Annotated in this window: 13 protein-coding genes; 3 read left to right on the top strand and 10 right to left on the bottom strand. The window is 35.9% G+C overall.

What is annotated here, in order from left to right; translation table 11 throughout:
* Positions 1–105: 105 nt before the first annotated feature.
* The 7 genes from BUC11_RS06470 to uvrC all read right to left on the bottom strand — a co-directional run bounded on the left by BUC11_RS06470 (position 106) and on the right by uvrC (position 10,144).
* Positions 106–1,326 (bottom strand): M23 family metallopeptidase, encoded by a 1,221-nt coding sequence (locus BUC11_RS06470; RefSeq protein WP_066075472.1) that lies wholly within the window; start codon positions 1,324–1,326, stop codon positions 106–108.
* Positions 1,327–1,346: 20 nt separating this feature from the next.
* On the bottom strand, positions 1,347–2,282 hold the full coding sequence (locus tag BUC11_RS06465) for a tryptophan 2,3-dioxygenase family protein (protein ID WP_073352853.1): 936 nt from the start codon (positions 2,280–2,282) through the stop codon (positions 1,347–1,349).
* A gap of 2 nt (positions 2,283–2,284) precedes the next feature.
* A complete protein-coding gene (locus BUC11_RS06460) occupies positions 2,285–3,055 on the bottom strand; it encodes a DUF3108 domain-containing protein (RefSeq protein ID WP_073352852.1) in 771 nt (256 codons plus the stop codon).
* Between the two features lie 292 nt (positions 3,056–3,347).
* On the bottom strand, positions 3,348–4,508 hold the full coding sequence (gene hppD, locus BUC11_RS06455) for a 4-hydroxyphenylpyruvate dioxygenase (RefSeq protein WP_073352851.1): 1,161 nt from the start codon (positions 4,506–4,508) through the stop codon (positions 3,348–3,350).
* Positions 4,509–4,763: 255 nt separating this feature from the next.
* Positions 4,764–5,921, bottom strand: coding sequence for a homogentisate 1,2-dioxygenase (locus BUC11_RS06450; protein WP_073352850.1), 1,158 nt, complete (start codon positions 5,919–5,921; stop codon positions 4,764–4,766).
* Between the two features lie 185 nt (positions 5,922–6,106).
* A complete protein-coding gene (locus BUC11_RS06445) occupies positions 6,107–8,305 on the bottom strand; it encodes a patatin-like phospholipase family protein (RefSeq protein WP_073352849.1) in 2,199 nt (732 codons plus the stop codon).
* Between the two features lie 36 nt (positions 8,306–8,341).
* Entirely contained in the window at positions 8,342–10,144 is a 1,803-nt protein-coding gene (gene uvrC / locus BUC11_RS06440; RefSeq protein ID WP_073352848.1) for an excinuclease ABC subunit UvrC, read from the bottom strand.
* A gap of 137 nt (positions 10,145–10,281) precedes the next feature.
* Here uvrC and BUC11_RS06435 point away from each other — a divergent pair, with 137 nt between their 5' ends.
* Genes BUC11_RS06435 through BUC11_RS06425 form a run of 3 tightly spaced genes read left to right on the top strand, consistent with a single transcriptional unit; the run spans position 10,282 to position 12,056 of the window.
* The gene (locus BUC11_RS06435; protein ID WP_084129542.1) at positions 10,282–11,259 is read left to right on the top strand and encodes a succinylglutamate desuccinylase/aspartoacylase family protein; all 978 of its coding nucleotides are present in this window, start codon (positions 10,282–10,284) and stop codon (positions 11,257–11,259) included.
* Positions 11,246–11,815: a 5-formyltetrahydrofolate cyclo-ligase gene (locus BUC11_RS06430; protein ID WP_073352847.1), complete on the top strand. Its 570-nt coding sequence runs from the start codon at positions 11,246–11,248 to the stop codon at positions 11,813–11,815. Before BUC11_RS06435 ends, BUC11_RS06430 begins: the two co-directional genes overlap by 14 nt.
* Positions 11,816–11,858: 43 nt before the next feature.
* A complete protein-coding gene (locus BUC11_RS06425) occupies positions 11,859–12,056 on the top strand; it encodes a hypothetical protein (RefSeq protein WP_073352846.1) in 198 nt (65 codons plus the stop codon).
* Positions 12,057–12,119: 63 nt separating this feature from the next.
* Here the strand turns inward: BUC11_RS06425 and BUC11_RS06420 are convergent, their stop codons facing one another.
* The 3 genes from BUC11_RS06420 to ileS form a co-directional block, all read right to left on the bottom strand.
* Positions 12,120–12,719 carry a lipoprotein signal peptidase gene (locus BUC11_RS06420; RefSeq protein WP_073352845.1) on the bottom strand — a complete coding sequence of 200 codons (600 nt, stop codon included), beginning with the start codon at positions 12,717–12,719 and terminating at the stop codon, positions 12,120–12,122.
* A gap of 85 nt (positions 12,720–12,804) precedes the next feature.
* On the bottom strand, positions 12,805–13,185 hold the full coding sequence (locus BUC11_RS06415; RefSeq protein ID WP_073352844.1) for a TraR/DksA family transcriptional regulator: 381 nt from the start codon (positions 13,183–13,185) through the stop codon (positions 12,805–12,807).
* A 6-nt stretch (positions 13,186–13,191) separates the two neighbouring features.
* Complete coding sequence (gene ileS / locus BUC11_RS06410) at positions 13,192–16,650, bottom strand: isoleucine--tRNA ligase (RefSeq protein WP_073352843.1); 3,459 nt, start codon at positions 16,648–16,650, stop codon at positions 13,192–13,194.
* Between the last annotated feature and the right edge of the window lie 2 nt (positions 16,651–16,652).

Raw genomic sequence — 16,652 nt, 5'->3', positions numbered from 1 at the left:
TATCACAATTTTGCGGCAAAACAGTTAATTTGTCAAGTACGAAATAAACCAAAGGATGGTGATTTATAACCAAAAACAATCCAAAGTCTAGAAAAAAGGACCCAATTATAAATTGGCAACACTGTCCAGTACAAATTTCAACGGCGTAATTGCTTTAATAAACCGATTTTTACTGGCACCACTCATCGGCTCTCCGGTTGGTAATTTAAGCTTAAGGGCATCTACTTGCCTGCCATTTTTCCAGAATCGATAACACACATGAGGTCCAGTAGCGAGACCTGTACTTCCCACTAAACCTATAACTTGTCCTTGATTGACCCGTTGCCCACGTCTTACTAATATTTTAGACATGTGCAGGTATTGAGTAGAATAGGTGCCGTTATGTTTCACTTTTACAAAATTTCCGTTCCCAGCAGTAAAACCGCTTTGCTCTACAATCCCTCCCGCAGTGGTCGTAATAGGAGTACCTCGTGGAGCAGCATAATCCGTTCCTTTGTGCGCTTTCCATCGGTGTTGCACTGGATGAAAGCGACTGGATGAAAATCGGGATGAAATTCTGCTGAATTTGATGGGTGATTTAAGAAAGAAATTTTTTAGGGTTTTTCCTTGCTCATCATAGTACTCTTTTTTATCTGAATTGAGATTCTTCGCAAAAGGAAATGCATAGATAATTTTACCTCTGTATTCAAAAAAGGAAGCTTCCAACTCTTCCACGCCGTCATAGATGCTATCATTTATGAATCGTTCCGTAAAAGTTATTGCAAACCGATCGCCTTTTTTGAGCTTCATAAAATCAATAGAATAGGCATAAATTTTAGCAATTTTGCTGGCTAGCGCTCCTTCTATCTTTGCATTGCCTAAGGTTTCAGACAATGATTCTTTTAAAACTCCGCCAATGGTCCGGCGTTTAATCGTAATGGGTTTTATTTTTTTGTAAACAACCACTGCGCTATCTCGCATATCAATTACGTAATAGGTTAACGCATCCGGTTGATATATAAAAACCTGTAAGTCATTCTTTTTATTTTTGGAGCGAAGCAATGTAAAAGGCTTATTTATCCTGATGCTTCTTACATCAAAACTATCTCTTACTTTAGCGACAATATCAAATACTTTTCGATCTCCAATATTTTGCTCTTCTAGCAACGTGCCAAAAGTGTCCCCTCTTTTCACAGTGTCCTGAACTACATTAAAATCAGCATACACAAACCCAAACTCACTTTTTTTAGGGACTAATTTTACGATCTTTTCCTCCTTTATTTTCTCTACTTTTTTACATGATACTAAAGAAAATAGCGCTATAACAACTATAAATATTTGTTTCAAACCTTGTTTTTTAGTTCAACCTACATTTCTACTCCCCAATTTTCTAATTCATGGCTACTCCATAAATCCGGGAAGAAAATTCTTCTTTGGTATTTAGGATGCATGTATTTCTTCCAATCACTTCCACCCGTAGCTTCGCCATCTCCTTTTCCGCTTTGATCAATATATTTTTTTGCCGTATTCAAATGTTGCATTACCCAAGTAATATTGACCGTATGATCATAATGACGCATGGCTTGAATTAGCTCTGGATTTTTTTGATCTAATTCAGGCAATTGCTTGAATTTTTGCCAAATATTAATGGTGTTGTATTCTTCCATGTGTGATAAGAATATCTTTTTATATTTTCTTTCGAACTCCTCTAATAGAAAAGATTTCTTTCCGGTATGATACTCTTTTCCCGCTGCTTGCCAGTACAAATGCTCTAAGGCAAATTCATAAGGTGTATTTCTATCAATTGAATCTCTATAACGATGATCGATCAGATTTATTAGGTCTGTGGACGAAAATTCTATCAGACGGTATTGTGCGCTTTGAAAACCACTAGCAGGAGTTAACGTATTTCTAAACTTCATGTATTGCTCAACTTCCATCCCATCGCCCATAATACTGAAGGAGGTGGTTAACATATCGAAATAACGACTAATTCGCATTAATCTTTCTGTAAAAAACACCGTATTGATCTCCTTACAATAAGAGATCTGCTGCATTTCCCACAGAATCATTTTGAATATTAATTCATTTACTTGGTGATACATGATGAAAACCATTTCATCAGGAAGCGTCGTTCTTTGGATTTGAAGGTTTAACAAAGCGTCTGTTTGAATATAATCCCAATACGTAATAGGTTTAGACCAAAGCAATCCTTCTAACTGCGTCTCTGTTTTTTGATTTATTGCATTGTATTTAAGCTCAATTTCTTTTAAGATAGCTTCTGAATTCTCGTTATTATTCATTATTATTTTGTTTTAAAAGGAGTCTTTAATCCTTTGTATGCATCAATATCTGCTTTAATTGAACCTACAGCTAAACTAGCTTTTATTCTAAGTGGCAATTTATTATCGTCATCCGAAATCCAAACGGTAAGACTTTCTTGCTCCTTAAAAACACGACCTGATTGTACTAAAGGTCTAAAAATCATCGCTGGAACAACGCCAAATTTAGTGGTAATATTTTCGCGCCCAATAAACTTTAGCTTAAATTTTGTCGTTTCATCATCAAAAAACATGTCAATGGCCACGGCTTCGCCAATTTTTAACTTATCAATATTAGGATGATTCCTTAAATAATAAAAAGTGGATAAAATATCTTGTGTGTTTTTTGGAATGTAAAGCGTTTTTTCTGTCTTGTGTTTATAATCTTTTACAACCACTCTATTGCTGGATTGATTGAAAAAACCTTCTTGATTTTTAGTGTATCCTCCTTCATCAATTTTTCGAACAAACTGATATGGATTTCTGGTTTCTTTGTCAATATAACTTTCGTATAAATCGTCAACCTTGAAGAAAAATCGAGACATTCCGGTAGTGTATCCCTTACCGACAACATGAAACGTTTTTTTATTATTTATTGTCGCATCTTTGACTTCTAGCGTGGCATAACCCGCATTTACTATTCCGTAATGGATTCTAAATTTGAACCACTCGCCAACAGCATAAGCATCTTCCTGAGGGGAATCAAAGCTACTTACAGTTATAATCAATAAAAAGAATAAGAATAGTTTTTTCATTACTTGATTTGTCTATTTATGGACTGTACTAGCAAATTTTATTCCAAATATATCAAAACAAAAAAACTCAGTCAAATAATGACTGAGTTTTTATGCTATTAACTAACCAAAAAACTATAAACTATGAAATTTATATGAAATCAGGAAGGAAACCACCCCTTCCCTTTTTGCGAGTGCAAAGGTAGTTAACAAAACTAGTTATATTTGTTAAAAATAAAGTTTAACACAACATTTACAAAAATATAGGTTGTTCATCGGTTATTTTTTCACAATGTGTAAAAATAACACCTATTTACAACGTTCCTCGCAATTGCTGTTCTCGTTCAATTGATTCAAAAAGCGCTTTGAAGTTCCCTGCACCAAAACCTTTGGCACCCATTCTTTGAATAATTTCAAAAAACAAGGTAGGCCTATCTTGTACCGGTTTAGTGAAAATCTGCAGTAAATAGCCCTCTTCATCCGCATCAACCATAATGGCTAATTTCTCGATTTCATTCAAGTCTTCTTTCATCATTTTCATATGGGCTCCCAGTCGCTCTGGTATAGCTTCATAATACGTATGAGGCGGAGCAGATAAGAATTCGATTCCTCTTGCTTTTAATTGCGACACTGTTTTAATAATATCATCCGTAGCAATAGCGATGTGCTGAATTCCAGGTCCACCATAAAAATCTAAATATTCTTCAATTTGTGATTTCTTCTTTCCTTCAGCTGGTTCGTTGATTGGAAATTTGATTCTACCATTTCCATTAGACATTACTTTACTCATCAAGGCCGAATATTCGGTATTGATTTGTTTGTCATCAAAAGATAGGAAATTCACAAATCCCATCACATCTTCATAAAATTTCACCCAAGTATTCATTTCGTTCCAACCTACATTTCCCACCATGTGATCGATATATTTTAATCCTGTTGGCTCTGGATTGTAATCGGATTTCCATTCTTTGTAGCCCGGAAGGAAAACACCCGTATAATTTTTACGCTCCACAAAAATATGTACCGTTTCTCCGTAGGTATAAATTCCGGAACGTACTACTTCTCCAAATTCATCTTTCTCAACCGTTGGCTCCATAAAAGAGCGCGCTCCACGTTTCATAGTTTCTTCGTAAGCGCTTGTAGCGTCTTCAACCCAAAGAGCCGCCACTTTCACTCCATCACCGTGTTTTTGCAAATGGTCATGAATAGGAGAATCCTGTGTTAAAGGCGTTGTTAAAACAATACGAATCTTATCTTGCTTTAACACATACGAGGTTCTGTCTCGAACTCCGGTTTCTAATCCGGCGTACGCCAATGACTGATAACCGAAAGCGGTTTTGTAATAATGTGCCGATTGTTTTGCGTTTCCTACGTAGAATTCTACATAATCGGTTCCTAGTAAAGGAAGGAAATCTTGTGCTCCTTCAAATATTTTTTCTAGTCCGTATTCTACTGATTTTACTTCTTTGCTCATTGTAATTTATTTTTTGATTCGGCACTTCTAGTTTTGGAACGCGGATACCGCGGATAAAACTGATGTACACGGATTTATTAATTTAAAATTATGTTGTTGTTTACTCTAAATCCATAGCCCTGATAGCAGTGAAAATCCTTTTTTGAGGTTTTTTAACCGAAAAAAAGATTGCAACGAATAGCAGGAAATAGCTCCTTCCTTCGACTACTCTTAGGATGACAATTGTAATGCGATTACTTCGTCCCTTGCAATGAATTATTCTACCCAAGATTTATAGTACTGACCATCGTCCAGTCCCATCGCTTCTTCGGTTACCATCAATGGACGAAACGTATCCACCATTACCGCTAATTCGTGCGTTTCTTTATGGCCTATGCTACGCTCCATCGTCCCGGGCGCAGGCCCATGCGGAATCCCTTTTGGATGCAAAGTAATATGTCCTTGCTCGATATTGTTGCGTGACATAAAATCGCCATCCACGTAATACAAAACCTCATCACTGTCGATATTGCTATGATTGTATGGTGCTGGAATAGATTTTGGATGGTAATCGTACAACCTTGGAACAAAAGAACAAACCACAAAAGTTGCTGTCTCGAAGGTTTGATGCACTGGTGGCGGCTGATGAACGCGCCCCGTTATAGGTTCAAAATTATGAATGCTAAATCCATAAGGAAAATTGTAGCCGTCCCAACCCACAACGTCAAAAGGATGCGTGGCATAAACCACTTCATGCATCATCCCTTCCTTCTTAATTTTGATCAGGAAATCCCCTTTTTCATCGTGTGTTTCTAACTCGTTTGGCAAAATAAAATCGCGTTCACAAAACGGGGAATGCTCAAGATGTTGACCCGATTCATTTTTATAGCGTTTTGGTGTGTAAAAAGGAGCGAATGATTCTACGTAAAACAATCTGTTTTCTAGAGTATCAAAATCAATTTGGTAAATCATTCCGCGAGGAATAATCAGATAATCTCCATATTCGAAAGGAATATTACCCATCATGGTGCGCAATTTTCCTTTTCCTTTATGAATGAAAATCATTTCATCCGCATCGGCATTTTTATAGAAATAGTTGCGTAATGATTGTCTTGGAGCGGCTAATCCTATCGTACAATCTTTGTTGACCAACATCGCTTTCCGACTGTCTAGAAAATCATCTTCTGGTTTTAACTCAAAACCTTTTAACAGTAGTGATTTAATGTTTTTTCCAATAGCAATTTTAGGTTCAACAGAATAAGATTTTAGAATTTCTTTTACCTGTGTTGGTCTGTGAACGTGGTATAACAATGAAGAATGACCATGAAAACCCTCTGTTCCAAAGAGTTGTTCGTAGTACAAACCGCCGTTTGGTTTTTCGAATTGTGTGTGTCTTTTTTGGGGAAAACTCCCTAATTTATGATATAAAGGCATGATTTTTTTTTTTAAAAGTGTAACAAATTAAAGTTTAGATTACTTTATTAAGTGCTATGCTAAATCAAAAAAAAGAGTCCTTATTCCGGATTTCTCTTGATAAGGAATTGAAGATACTCTAATAAACCTAGCCATTTTGTTTTCATTATAACAAATATCGGAATTATTATTGAAATAAATTAAATTTAAAACAAAAAGCCAATACTGAACCAAGTAAATCCTTTAGGCTGTTCTGGGGACCACGAATATTTTATTTCTACTGGTCCAATTACCGTTTCTAAACCGTATCCAACGGCATATCCAGAATATTTTGGGATAGAAATCCAATCCACGGTCTCAAAAATTCGATCTCCAATATTAGCAAAATTTGCTGAAAAGTTGATGTGATTCTTTTTATAAAACTCATAATCGACCGTGCCTGTTGATTTTATATAACTATTAGCGACCAAACTCAAATAATCATAACCATATAAATATTTGAAATTATTAAGTGGATTGTATCCGTAACCGCCCAGAATAAAGTTGAAAAAAGCAACACTTTCCTGACCAAAAGAAAAACCTGCATCAGTTTGGAATTTGACAGTAGCATTTTTAAATAAGGTTGCTGCTACTGCAAAGTCCCCTTTAGCAATAGAGAAGGGTTGAAAATCGCCCGTATAGTTAGAAGAAACCAAATAGGATTGGACATCACCTGCAAAATACCACCCTTTTTTGGGGAAATATTTGTTATCAAAAGAATCAAATTTCAAATAACCAAAAAGACTTAAATAGTTACTATTGTCAATTGTTGGATTCACATTGGCCAATGTTTCCGATTTTATCTTTAAATATTTGAGCTCCACGCCACCTCCAATCAAAAATTTCTGAACAAACAAAGACTGGAAATACACTTGATTGGTCATGTCGCTAAAATCAACATTGACAGCGTTGATATTGGGATTATTAAAAGCGATACTGCTTATTTCTTTCGCTACATTTCTATTAAACTGGTTGTAATGTGATTTAAAACCAAAACTCAAATTAAATCCGTTTTCAATGTAATAGTCTAAATTGTACCTGAAATTGTCTCCCAAAATAATATCTAAAGAGGCGATGTCGTTTTTAAAAAGTGTTTTTTTACGAGTTAAATTTACTAATACACCGCTTTTAAACAAATTATCATAGTGCATTCCGAATTTCAGATAAGTTTTTGTTTCGTTTTCCTTTAAATTAATATTTAAGTCTACCGCTCCTTGATTAGTTTCCAAGGAATAAGAGATAGCGCTAAAATTTTGTGAGGCATTGATATTATTAATCCCCTTTAATAAGTCATCATAAACAATTTTTGCTCCAGGCTTAAATCTTAATTTTCCACTGATATATTCTTTCGTATAATTATCTAAATCATTGCTGTTTATAGCACTAATTTGTAGGCTATCAGAATGTAGCTTCAGTTTAGGCTTGATGTAAGGATTAGATTCATCAACTAGTTTTTTTAGCTCCTCAAAAACAGCAAATGTAGCCTCTTCTCCTTTTTTAATTATTTCTTTGCCTTTATCAAATGAAATCACACCATATTGTGAAATATCGGGTTTTATGTAAATATCCGTATTCGCAATATTTTTCGTCATTCGTTCTATAGAATGAAGATTAGTGATTTGGACTAAAATTTTAGTAGCATCTTTAAGCTGCGTTCGATCTAGCAAACCATCTTGAACGTCAACACCTATAATGATGTCTGCGCCTAGTTTTCGTACCTCTTCAATGGGATAATTATTGACTACTCCACCATCTACCAAAATTTTTCCATTAATTTCCACAGGGGAAAATAAAGAGGGAAAAGCAGAACTGGCTATCATAGCCTGAGCCAAATTCCCTTTGTTCAAGAGTACTTCTTCACCGGTTTCAACATTAGTGGCAATACACAAAAAAGGAATGGACAGTTGGTTAAAATCCTTAACATCCCTCACGTTTCTGGTAATCCTACTTAATAAATTATAATTGTACATCCCTTTAGACAAGGCTTCCGGAATCCCAATTTTCATTTTGTTAAACGGCAAAACCAGCGCATATAACTCGTCGTTTCTTCTTTCGTAAAAATTCTTTGAAGATCTGGGAATAAAATCGTTGATTAACTCATTGAAATTTGTAGCTTGAAAAATAGAATCTATTTGGGATGCATTATATCCCGAGGCATAAAGACCCCCAACAACCGCGCCCATACTGGTCCCGCCAATGTAATCGATCTTGACTCCTGCTTCTTCTAGTACTTTTAAAACACCTATATGAGCAAATCCCTTTGCACCACCACCACTTAAAACTAAACCTATTTTAGGTCTTTTTTGCTCTTGCGAAAATACCGTCAGACTGGTAAAAACAATCAATAATAATGCGATTTTCTTCATAAGCAGCAATTTGTCTCGTAGCAGAATTAGGTAGTATTAAATTTCATTTGTTGTCTTGTAAAATTCGACAATTTTTTTGGCTTTTGACATACCTATAACGTCCGAAATTTCTTTTTCTGTTGCTAATTTTAATCTTTTAACACTTTTAAAGTGCTGAATCAAAGCCAGCATTGTTTTTTCTCCAATTCCCGGAATAGACTCAATCGACGAATTCAATGCCGTTTTACTCCTTTTATCGCGGTGATGCGTGATCCCAAAACGGTGTGCCTCGTTTCGTAATTGTTGAATTATTTTTAAGGTTTCCGATCTTTTATCCAAATACAACGGAACAGAATCGCCAGGATAGAATAACTCTTCTAACCTTTTGGCAATCCCAATAACGGTGATTTTCCCTCTTAAACCCAATGCGTCTATACTCTTCAACGCGGATGACAGTTGCCCTTTTCCTCCATCAATAATAATCAATTGCGGCAAAGGCTGTTCTTCTTCTACTAATCGTTTGTATCTTCGGTAAACCACTTCGGTCATCGAAGCAAAATCATCTGGTCCTTCAACCGTTTTAATATTAAAATGACGGTAATCTTTCTTACTAGGTTTTCCATCTTTGAAAACTACACAAGCAGCGACTGGATTCGTTCCTTGAATATTCGAGTTATCAAAACATTCTATGTGTCTTGGCTCAACAGGCAACCTCAAGTCTTTTTGCATTTGTGCCATAATTCTTTTGGTATGGCGATCCGGATCTACAATTTGCAGTTGTTTGAGTTGTTCAATTCGATAAAACTTAGCGTTGCGAACGGACAAGTCCAGAATTTGTTTTTTATCTCCCAATTGCGGGATTGTAATTTTGATGTTTTCGCCCAAATCCACATGAAACGGAACAATCACCTCTCGAGACAACAATTGAAAACGTTCTCTCAGTTCTATTATCGCCAATTCTAGTAATTCCTCGTCACTTTCATCCAATTTCTTTTTGATTTCCATCGTATGAGAACGAATAATCGAACCATGGGAAATTTGCAAAAAGTTTACGTATGCCGCACTTTCATCCGAGACAATTGAAAACACATCGATATTGGTGATTTTTGGATTTACAATTGTGGATCGCGATTGGTAATTCTCCAGAATTTCTATTTTTTCTTTTATTTTCTGCGCTTCTTCAAAATGCATGTCGGCTGCCAGATTCGTCATGACCCTTTTAAAATCCTTCATACTTTCCTTGAAGTTCCCTTTCAAGATTTCCCGAATCGCATCTACTTGTTTTTGGTAATTTTCCAAAGTCTCATGACCTTCACAAGGCCCCATGCAATTGCCAATATGGTATTCGAGACACACCTTGAATTTCCCACTTTCAATATTGCTTTTACTCAAATCATAATTACAAGTTCGGAGTGGATACAACTTTTTAATCAGATCCAGAATAGTACTTACGGTTTTGAAACTGGTATACGGCCCAAAATATTCCGATCCATCTTTGACCATTCTGCGTGTGGCAAAAATTCGGGAAAAAGGTTCTTTCTTAATACACAACCAAGGGTAACTTTTGTCATCTCGCAGCAAAACGTTATAGCGCGGTTGCAGCGTTTTTATCAGGTTATTTTCTAACAAAAGCGCATCCGTTTCTGTAGGAACAACAATGTGTCTGATGGTTACAATTTTCTTTACGAGCACATTGGTTTTGGCCGTATCATGAATTTTATTAAAATAAGAGGAAACTCTTTTTTTAAGATTTTTGGCTTTGCCCACATATAAAATTTTCCCTTCCTTATCATAATACTGGTATACTCCAGGATTGTCTGGTAAAGTTTGGATTTGAAGTTCAAGAGTTGGGTTTTGCATGGTTTATTTATTTCAAAAAAAGTGTCGTTTTATGCGACTTTCCTTAGCAAGGCTGTTAATTTTACAAACCGTTAATTATTTCGTTTCAAATTTACGAATTCAAAATAATTATTTCTATTTTTAGCTTTTAATTCAATATGAAAAACTCAAAAACCATTAGTATTTTAGGAGAAACTATTTTGCCTGGACAAAGTAAAACTATTTACATGGAAATTGCGAAACTACACAATGCCACAAAACTCAAAATCCCTATAGTTGTTCAACGGTCAAAAATTGAAGGACCTACCATACTCTTTTCAGCAGGAATTCATGGTGATGAAATAAATGGAGTTGAAATTGTAAGGCAGTTAATCACCAAAAAAATAAATAAACCAAAAATAGGCACTATCATCTGTATTCCCGTAATCAATATGTTTGGTTTTGTAAATCAATCTAGGGAATTTCCAGACGGCAGAGACTTGAATAGAGTTTTTCCAGGAAGCAAAAAAGGTTCTTTAGCGAGTCGATTTGCCTATCACATTCTAACTGAAATAATGCCAATTATAGATTATGCCGTTGATTTTCATGCTGGTGGCGCCAGTCGATTTAATGCTCCGCAAATCAGGTTAGCTCCAAATAACGAAGCGCTTAAAGATTTAGCCGATGTCTTTAATGCTCCCTTCACTTTGTTTTCTAATAATATTGCTGGAAGTTTTAGAAATGCCAGTCAAAAGCTAGATGTAAAAATGCTCCTTTTTGAAGGTGGAAAATCACTAAATATCGATTATCCAGTAGCCCATGCTGGGGTTGAAGGCGCTAAACGCATTCTATCACATCTTAACATGTTAGCTGAGAATCATGTTGTCAAGAGTCCAGAAAAAAAGACCATTTACATTCAAAAATCAGCCTGGATCCGTGCAAAATGTTCAGGCTTACTGCACGACAACGGTTTTATAGGTTTATTTGTTGCAAAAGGCACTGTATTGGCAACAATAACAGATCCATTTGGGAAATTTGAACGCAAAATAAAAGCTCCAAATGACGGGTTTATCATCAACGGAAACCAAGCTCCAATCGTGTATCAAGGCGATGCCATTTATCATATTTCAAAGACCATTTTAAATGCAAAGCACTAAAAAAGAATTAAGAATAAAATACAAAAATCTTCGACAAAACCTTTCGGAAGATGAAGTGGAAGAAATGAGCTTGGCTGTTGCCAATAAACTGCTTACCATTCCGATTTGGGAAAAAAACTATTTTCATATTTTCCTGCCCATTTCCGAACACAAAGAAGTCAACACCGAATTTATTTTACACTTGCTATCTGGAAAAGACAAGGACATTATTATTTCTAAAAGTGATTTTACGACGAGAAACATGAGTCATTTTCTTCTGACAGACAACACAAAAATCAAGAAAAATGAATATAATATCCCAGAGCCTGTCGATGGAATAGAAATTCCGTCAACTAAAATCGACGTTGTATTTGTCCCCCTTCTAACATTCGACAAAAAAGGACATCGTGTGGGTTATGGAAAAGGATTTTATGATAAATTTCTATCCGAATGCAAACCCGACACTATCAAAATAGGCCTTTCTTTTTTTGAAGCTGAAGAACTGATTGAAGGTATTTTTGAAGGTGATATAGCCCTAAATTATTGTGTTACTCCAGATAGAGTTTACTCGTTTTAACTTTTAATCTGTACTTTCGCACCAGATAAAATTTAATCAAGTTATGAGAACATTTAAAAATTCAAGAGTAGCGGTAAGTATCATGGTACTTCTTTTTGCAGTTTCCTTTTCAAACTGCAGCATTCACACTGGAACGAGCAGATCTACCTATAAAGCTAAAAGACTTCCACCAGGTCAGGCTAAAAAAATATACGGAGGAAAAAGCGCAAAACGTTACGCCCCGGGACATAATAAAAATTAACCAAAAAAGACCTGTTCAAATCATGAACAGGTCTTCTTTTGTACGTTATAAAAAACGTTGAATCTATTCGTGATGAAATGCTTTTTTATTAAAGAAAATCAAGATTCCAACTCCGGTAGAAATTGCCATATCGGCAATATTGAAGATGGCGTTGAAAAAAGTAAATTCTTTTCCGCCCCAAATTGGCAACCAACTAGGTAAAGTTCCGTGCCAAAAAGGAAAGTAAAACATATCTACTACTTGACCATGAAACCAAGTTCCATACGGTTGATCTGAGAACAAGGTAGCCAGTTGTTGTTGACTGTCGTCAAAAATGACACCGTAAAAAACAGAATCGATAATATTACCAAAAGCACCTGCAAAAATTAAAGATATTGCTACAATTAAGTAATTTGAGCTGTGTTTTTTCTCCACGGAATCCCACAACCAATACCCAATTCCGCCTACGGCCACTAATCTAAAAAGCGTCAGGAACAATTTACCATAAGTTCCCGGGATTTTAGTTCCCCAGGCCATTCCCTCATTTTCAATGAATAGAATTTTGAACCATCTGAAGACTTCTACTTCTTCTCCTAAAATAAAATTGGTTTTGATATAAATTTTAGAAACTTGATCAACAAGCAATAAGATAAAAATAAGGAGATACGCTTTTCGTAATGACATTTTATAAATTTTAATGGCGCAAAAATAGCAATTTAATCAAAAAAAACGCTCCCAAAGGAGCGTTAAATCTTGTTTAACAGAAGGTTTATCGTTGCAAGTTCTTTGCTTCAATGCTCATGGTAGCATGAGGAACGATTTTTAATCTTTCTTTCCCTATCAATTTTCCGGTCACTTTACAAACGCCGTAGGTCTTATTCTCTACACGGAATAGGGCGTTTTTCAAATCACGAATAAACTTCTCCTGACGAATCGCCAGTTGTGAGTTTGCCTCTTTTGACATGGTTTCACTACCTTCTTCGAACGCTTTGAATGTTGGAGACGTATCATCGGTACCATTATTCAAATCATTCATATAAGCACTTTTAATCAAATCTAAATCGGCTTGTGCTTTTTGTATTTTACTCAGTATTATCACTTTAAACTCCGCTAAATCAGCATCAGAGTATCTTGTAGCTTCATCTACCATTTTATATTATTTAGAAATTAATAGCATTGTTTTTATATCGTCAAATTCTATTTCAGTACCCAATTCTAAGACATCAACAAAAACTAAATCACTCGTTAATGTTTCCGATTTAATATAGTCTTCATTTTTAAGAATCGCTTCTTCCAAGAGTCCATTTCTTTTCAATTGAACCTTGATTTTATCCGTAACTTCAAATCCAGAATCTTTACGGATATTCTGAATTCTATTTACCAATTCTCTAGCAATTCCCTCTTGTTTCAAGGCTTCTGAAATTGTAATGTCAAGCGCAACCGTTATTCCATTTGAGTTGGCGACCAGCCAACCTTCAATATCCTGTGACGCAATTTCTACATCTTCTACGGTTAAAGTTACGTTATTTCCTGCAATAACAATATCCAGGCTTCCTTCCTTATCTAATTGAGCAATTTGCTCTTTCGAAAAACCTTGTATTTCCTTAGAAATCAAGCCCATATCCTTTCCAAAACGGGGCCCGAGCGCTTTAAAATTAGGTTTAATCTGTTTTACTAAAATACCCGAAGCATCATCCAAAAGTACGATTTCTTTCACGTTTACTTCAGCTTTTATAAGCTCAGAAATGGCTTCAATTTCAGCTCTTTGATTGTTGTCAAGTACCGGAATCATTACCTTTTGCAACGGTTGACGCACCTTTATCATTTCCTTTTTTCGGAGTGATAAAACCAATGATGAAATGGTTTGCGCTTTCTCCATTTTACTCTCTAACATTTTATTAACATAGTTTTCAACCGAAATTGGGAACTCTGCCAAATGTACACTGTCGTACTTTTCTGACCGTGTTGTTAACGTTAAGTCTCTGTAAAGTTTGTCCATGAAGAACGGAGCAATAGGTGCACCGAGTTTACTTATGGTCAACAAACAAGTATACAAAGTTTGATAAGCCGCGATTTTGTCCTGTGCATATTCCCCTTTCCAGAAGCGTCTTCTACACAAACGAACGTACCAGTTACTCAAGTTTTCCTGAACAAATTCAGAGATGGCACGAGCCGCTTTTGTTGGTTCGTAATCCGCATAAAAACCATCTACTTCTTTAATCAACGTATTCAATTCTGAGATAATCCACTGGTCAATTTCCGGTCTTTCGTTTACTGGAATCTCCGCTTCTTCAAATTTAAAACCGTCAATATTAGCATACAAACTGAAGAACGAATAGGTGTTGTATAATGTCCCGAAAAATTTTCTACGGACCTCAGCTATTCCCTCTAAGTCAAACTTCAAGTTATCCCAAGGATTGGCATTGGAAATCATATACCACCGCGTCGCATCAGGACCGTATTCTTTTAATGTTTCAAATGGATCTGCGGCATTTCCTAGACGTTTAGACATTTTTTGTCCGTTTTTATCTAAAACCAATCCGTTTGAAACTACATTTTTGTACGCAACTTTATCAAAAACCAAAGTTCCAATGGCATGCAACGTATAAAACCATCCTCGTGTCTGATCTACCCCTTCAGCAATGAAATCAGCTGGGAAATCTTTGTTTTGGTCAATTTTATCTTTATTTTCAAAAGGATAATGCCATTGTGCATACGGCATGGAACCCGAATCAAACCAAACATCAATTAAATCAGCTTCCCGAGTCATCGGTTTTCCAGAAGGAGAAACCAAAATAATTTCATCCACTACATTTTTATGTAAATCAACCAAATCATAATTTGATTCGGCCATATTTCCAATTTCGAAGCCTTTAAAAGGATTTTCTTTTTGGAGGCCAGCAGTGATTGATTTTTCTATTTCGTTGTATAATTCTTCGACCGAACCTATTAGAATTTCTTCGGTCCCTTCTTCGGTTCTCCAAATTGGTAGTGGAATTCCCCAGAATCTAGATCGGGATAAATTCCAATCATTGGCATTTTTCAACCAATTCCCAAAACGGCCTTCTCCAGTAGCTTTTGGTTTCCAGTTGATGGTTTCGTTCAAATCGAACATTCTATCTCTTACTTCGGTAATTTTTATAAACCAAGAATCTAAAGGATAATATAAAATAGGCTTATCTGTTCTCCAGCAATGCGGATAACTGTGCACGTATTTTTCTACCTTAAACGCTTTATTTTCTTCTTTTAACCGAATGGCAATTTCAACATCTATTGACCGTTCCGGTGCTTCGCCATCATTGTAATACTCGTTTTTTACATATTTACCTGCATATTCACCCATGTGCGAAGTGAATTTTCCTTGTAAATCTACTAACGGAACTGGAGTTCCATTTTCGTCCAAAACTAACATTGGCGGTACTTCAGGAATTGCTTCTTTGGCTACTTTTGCATCATCGGCACCAAATGTAGGTGACGTATGTACAATTCCTGTTCCATCCTCAGTAGTAACAAAATCGCCTGCTATCACTCGGAATGCATTTTCAGCATTTTGGTACGGCACTACTATTGGCATCAATTGCTCGTAACGAATATCTACTAAATCCGCTCCTTTGCATTCTGCTAAAACTTGATAAGGAATTTTTTTGTCGCCTTCTTTAAAATTTTCAAAGTCAGCAGGATCTGAACTTTCGAAGAACCCTTTTCCAAATTGTTTTCCAACTAAATTCTTAGCTAAAATCAATGTTGCCGGACGAAACGTATATTGATTGAATGTTTTTACTAATGCATATTCAATTTTTGGACCTACAGTCAAAGCGGTATTACTTGGTAAAGTCCAAGGTGTAGTAGTCCAAGCCAAGATAAAAACTTCGTCTAAATCCAAAGCTTCTAACTTATAATGCAGTAAATTATTCGAACTGATGTAATCGTAAAACTTGGAGAACAATAAGTCTTTGTGCGCATCAATCACTTTAAATTGTGCCACAACAGTCGTATCCGTTACATCACGGTAACTTCCTGGTTGATTCACTTCATGAGAAGACAATCCTGTTCCTGCTTTTGGAGAGTACGGCTGGATAGTGTAGCCTTTGTACATCAAATCCTTGTTGTAGATTTGCTTCAAAATCCACCAAACCGTTTCCATGTATTTGGATTTATAAGTAACATACGGATCTTCCATATCTACCCAATATCCCATTTTTTCGGTCAAATCATTCCACACATCGGTATAACGCATCACGGTTTTTTTACACGCTTCGTTATATTCTTCAATGGAAATGGTTTTTCCAATATCTTCTTTGGTAATTCCTAATTCTTTCTCAGTACCCAATTCTACCGGCAAACCATGCGTATCCCAGCCTGCTTTGCGCTTTACTTGAAATCCTTTTTGCGTTTTGTATCGGCAAAAAATATCTTTAATAGCACGTGCCATGACGTGGTGAATTCCTGGTAATCCATTTGCCGAAGGCGGACCTTCAAAAAATACGAATGGTGGGTTTCCTTCACGAGTGGTTACACTTTTCTCGAATATGTTTTCTTTTTTCCAAAAATTTAGTACTTCTGATGCTACTGTTGGTAAGTCAAGTCCTTTGTATTCAGTAAATTTTGTGCTCATTT

Origin of the sequence: Flavobacterium xanthum (assembly GCF_900142695.1) — a bacterium.
Lineage (GTDB): Bacteria > Bacteroidota > Bacteroidia > Flavobacteriales > Flavobacteriaceae > Flavobacterium > Flavobacterium xanthum.
Note: the sequence above shows the minus strand (reverse complement) of the source record. Positions and strands in the feature narration are given on the sequence as shown.

What these genes read in the sequence shown, in the direction of transcription:
- BUC11_RS06465 (WP_073352853.1), bottom strand. Translation starts at nt 2,282, where the DNA reads ATGAATAATAACGAGAATTCAGAAGCTATCTTAAAAGAAATTGAGCTT.
- BUC11_RS06460 (WP_073352852.1), bottom strand. Translation starts at nt 3,055, where the DNA reads ATGAAAAAACTATTCTTATTCTTTTTATTGATTATAACTGTAAGTAGC.
- hppD (WP_073352851.1), bottom strand. Translation starts at nt 4,508, where the DNA reads ATGAGCAAAGAAGTAAAATCAGTAGAATACGGACTAGAAAAAATATTT.
- BUC11_RS06450 (WP_073352850.1), bottom strand. Translation starts at nt 5,921, where the DNA reads ATGCCTTTATATCATAAATTAGGGAGTTTTCCCCAAAAAAGACACACA.
- BUC11_RS06445 (WP_073352849.1), bottom strand. Translation starts at nt 8,305, where the DNA reads ATGAAGAAAATCGCATTATTATTGATTGTTTTTACCAGTCTGACGGTA.
- uvrC (WP_073352848.1), bottom strand. Translation starts at nt 10,144, where the DNA reads ATGCAAAACCCAACTCTTGAACTTCAAATCCAAACTTTACCAGACAAT.
- BUC11_RS06435 (WP_084129542.1), top strand. Translation starts at nt 10,282, where the DNA reads ATGAAAAACTCAAAAACCATTAGTATTTTAGGAGAAACTATTTTGCCT.
- BUC11_RS06430 (WP_073352847.1), top strand. Translation starts at nt 11,246, where the DNA reads ATGCAAAGCACTAAAAAAGAATTAAGAATAAAATACAAAAATCTTCGA.
- BUC11_RS06425 (WP_073352846.1), top strand. Translation starts at nt 11,859, where the DNA reads ATGAGAACATTTAAAAATTCAAGAGTAGCGGTAAGTATCATGGTACTT.
- BUC11_RS06420 (WP_073352845.1), bottom strand. Translation starts at nt 12,719, where the DNA reads ATGTCATTACGAAAAGCGTATCTCCTTATTTTTATCTTATTGCTTGTT.
- BUC11_RS06415 (WP_073352844.1), bottom strand. Translation starts at nt 13,185, where the DNA reads ATGGTAGATGAAGCTACAAGATACTCTGATGCTGATTTAGCGGAGTTT.
- ileS (WP_073352843.1), bottom strand. Translation starts at nt 16,650, where the DNA reads ATGAGCACAAAATTTACTGAATACAAAGGACTTGACTTACCAACAGTA.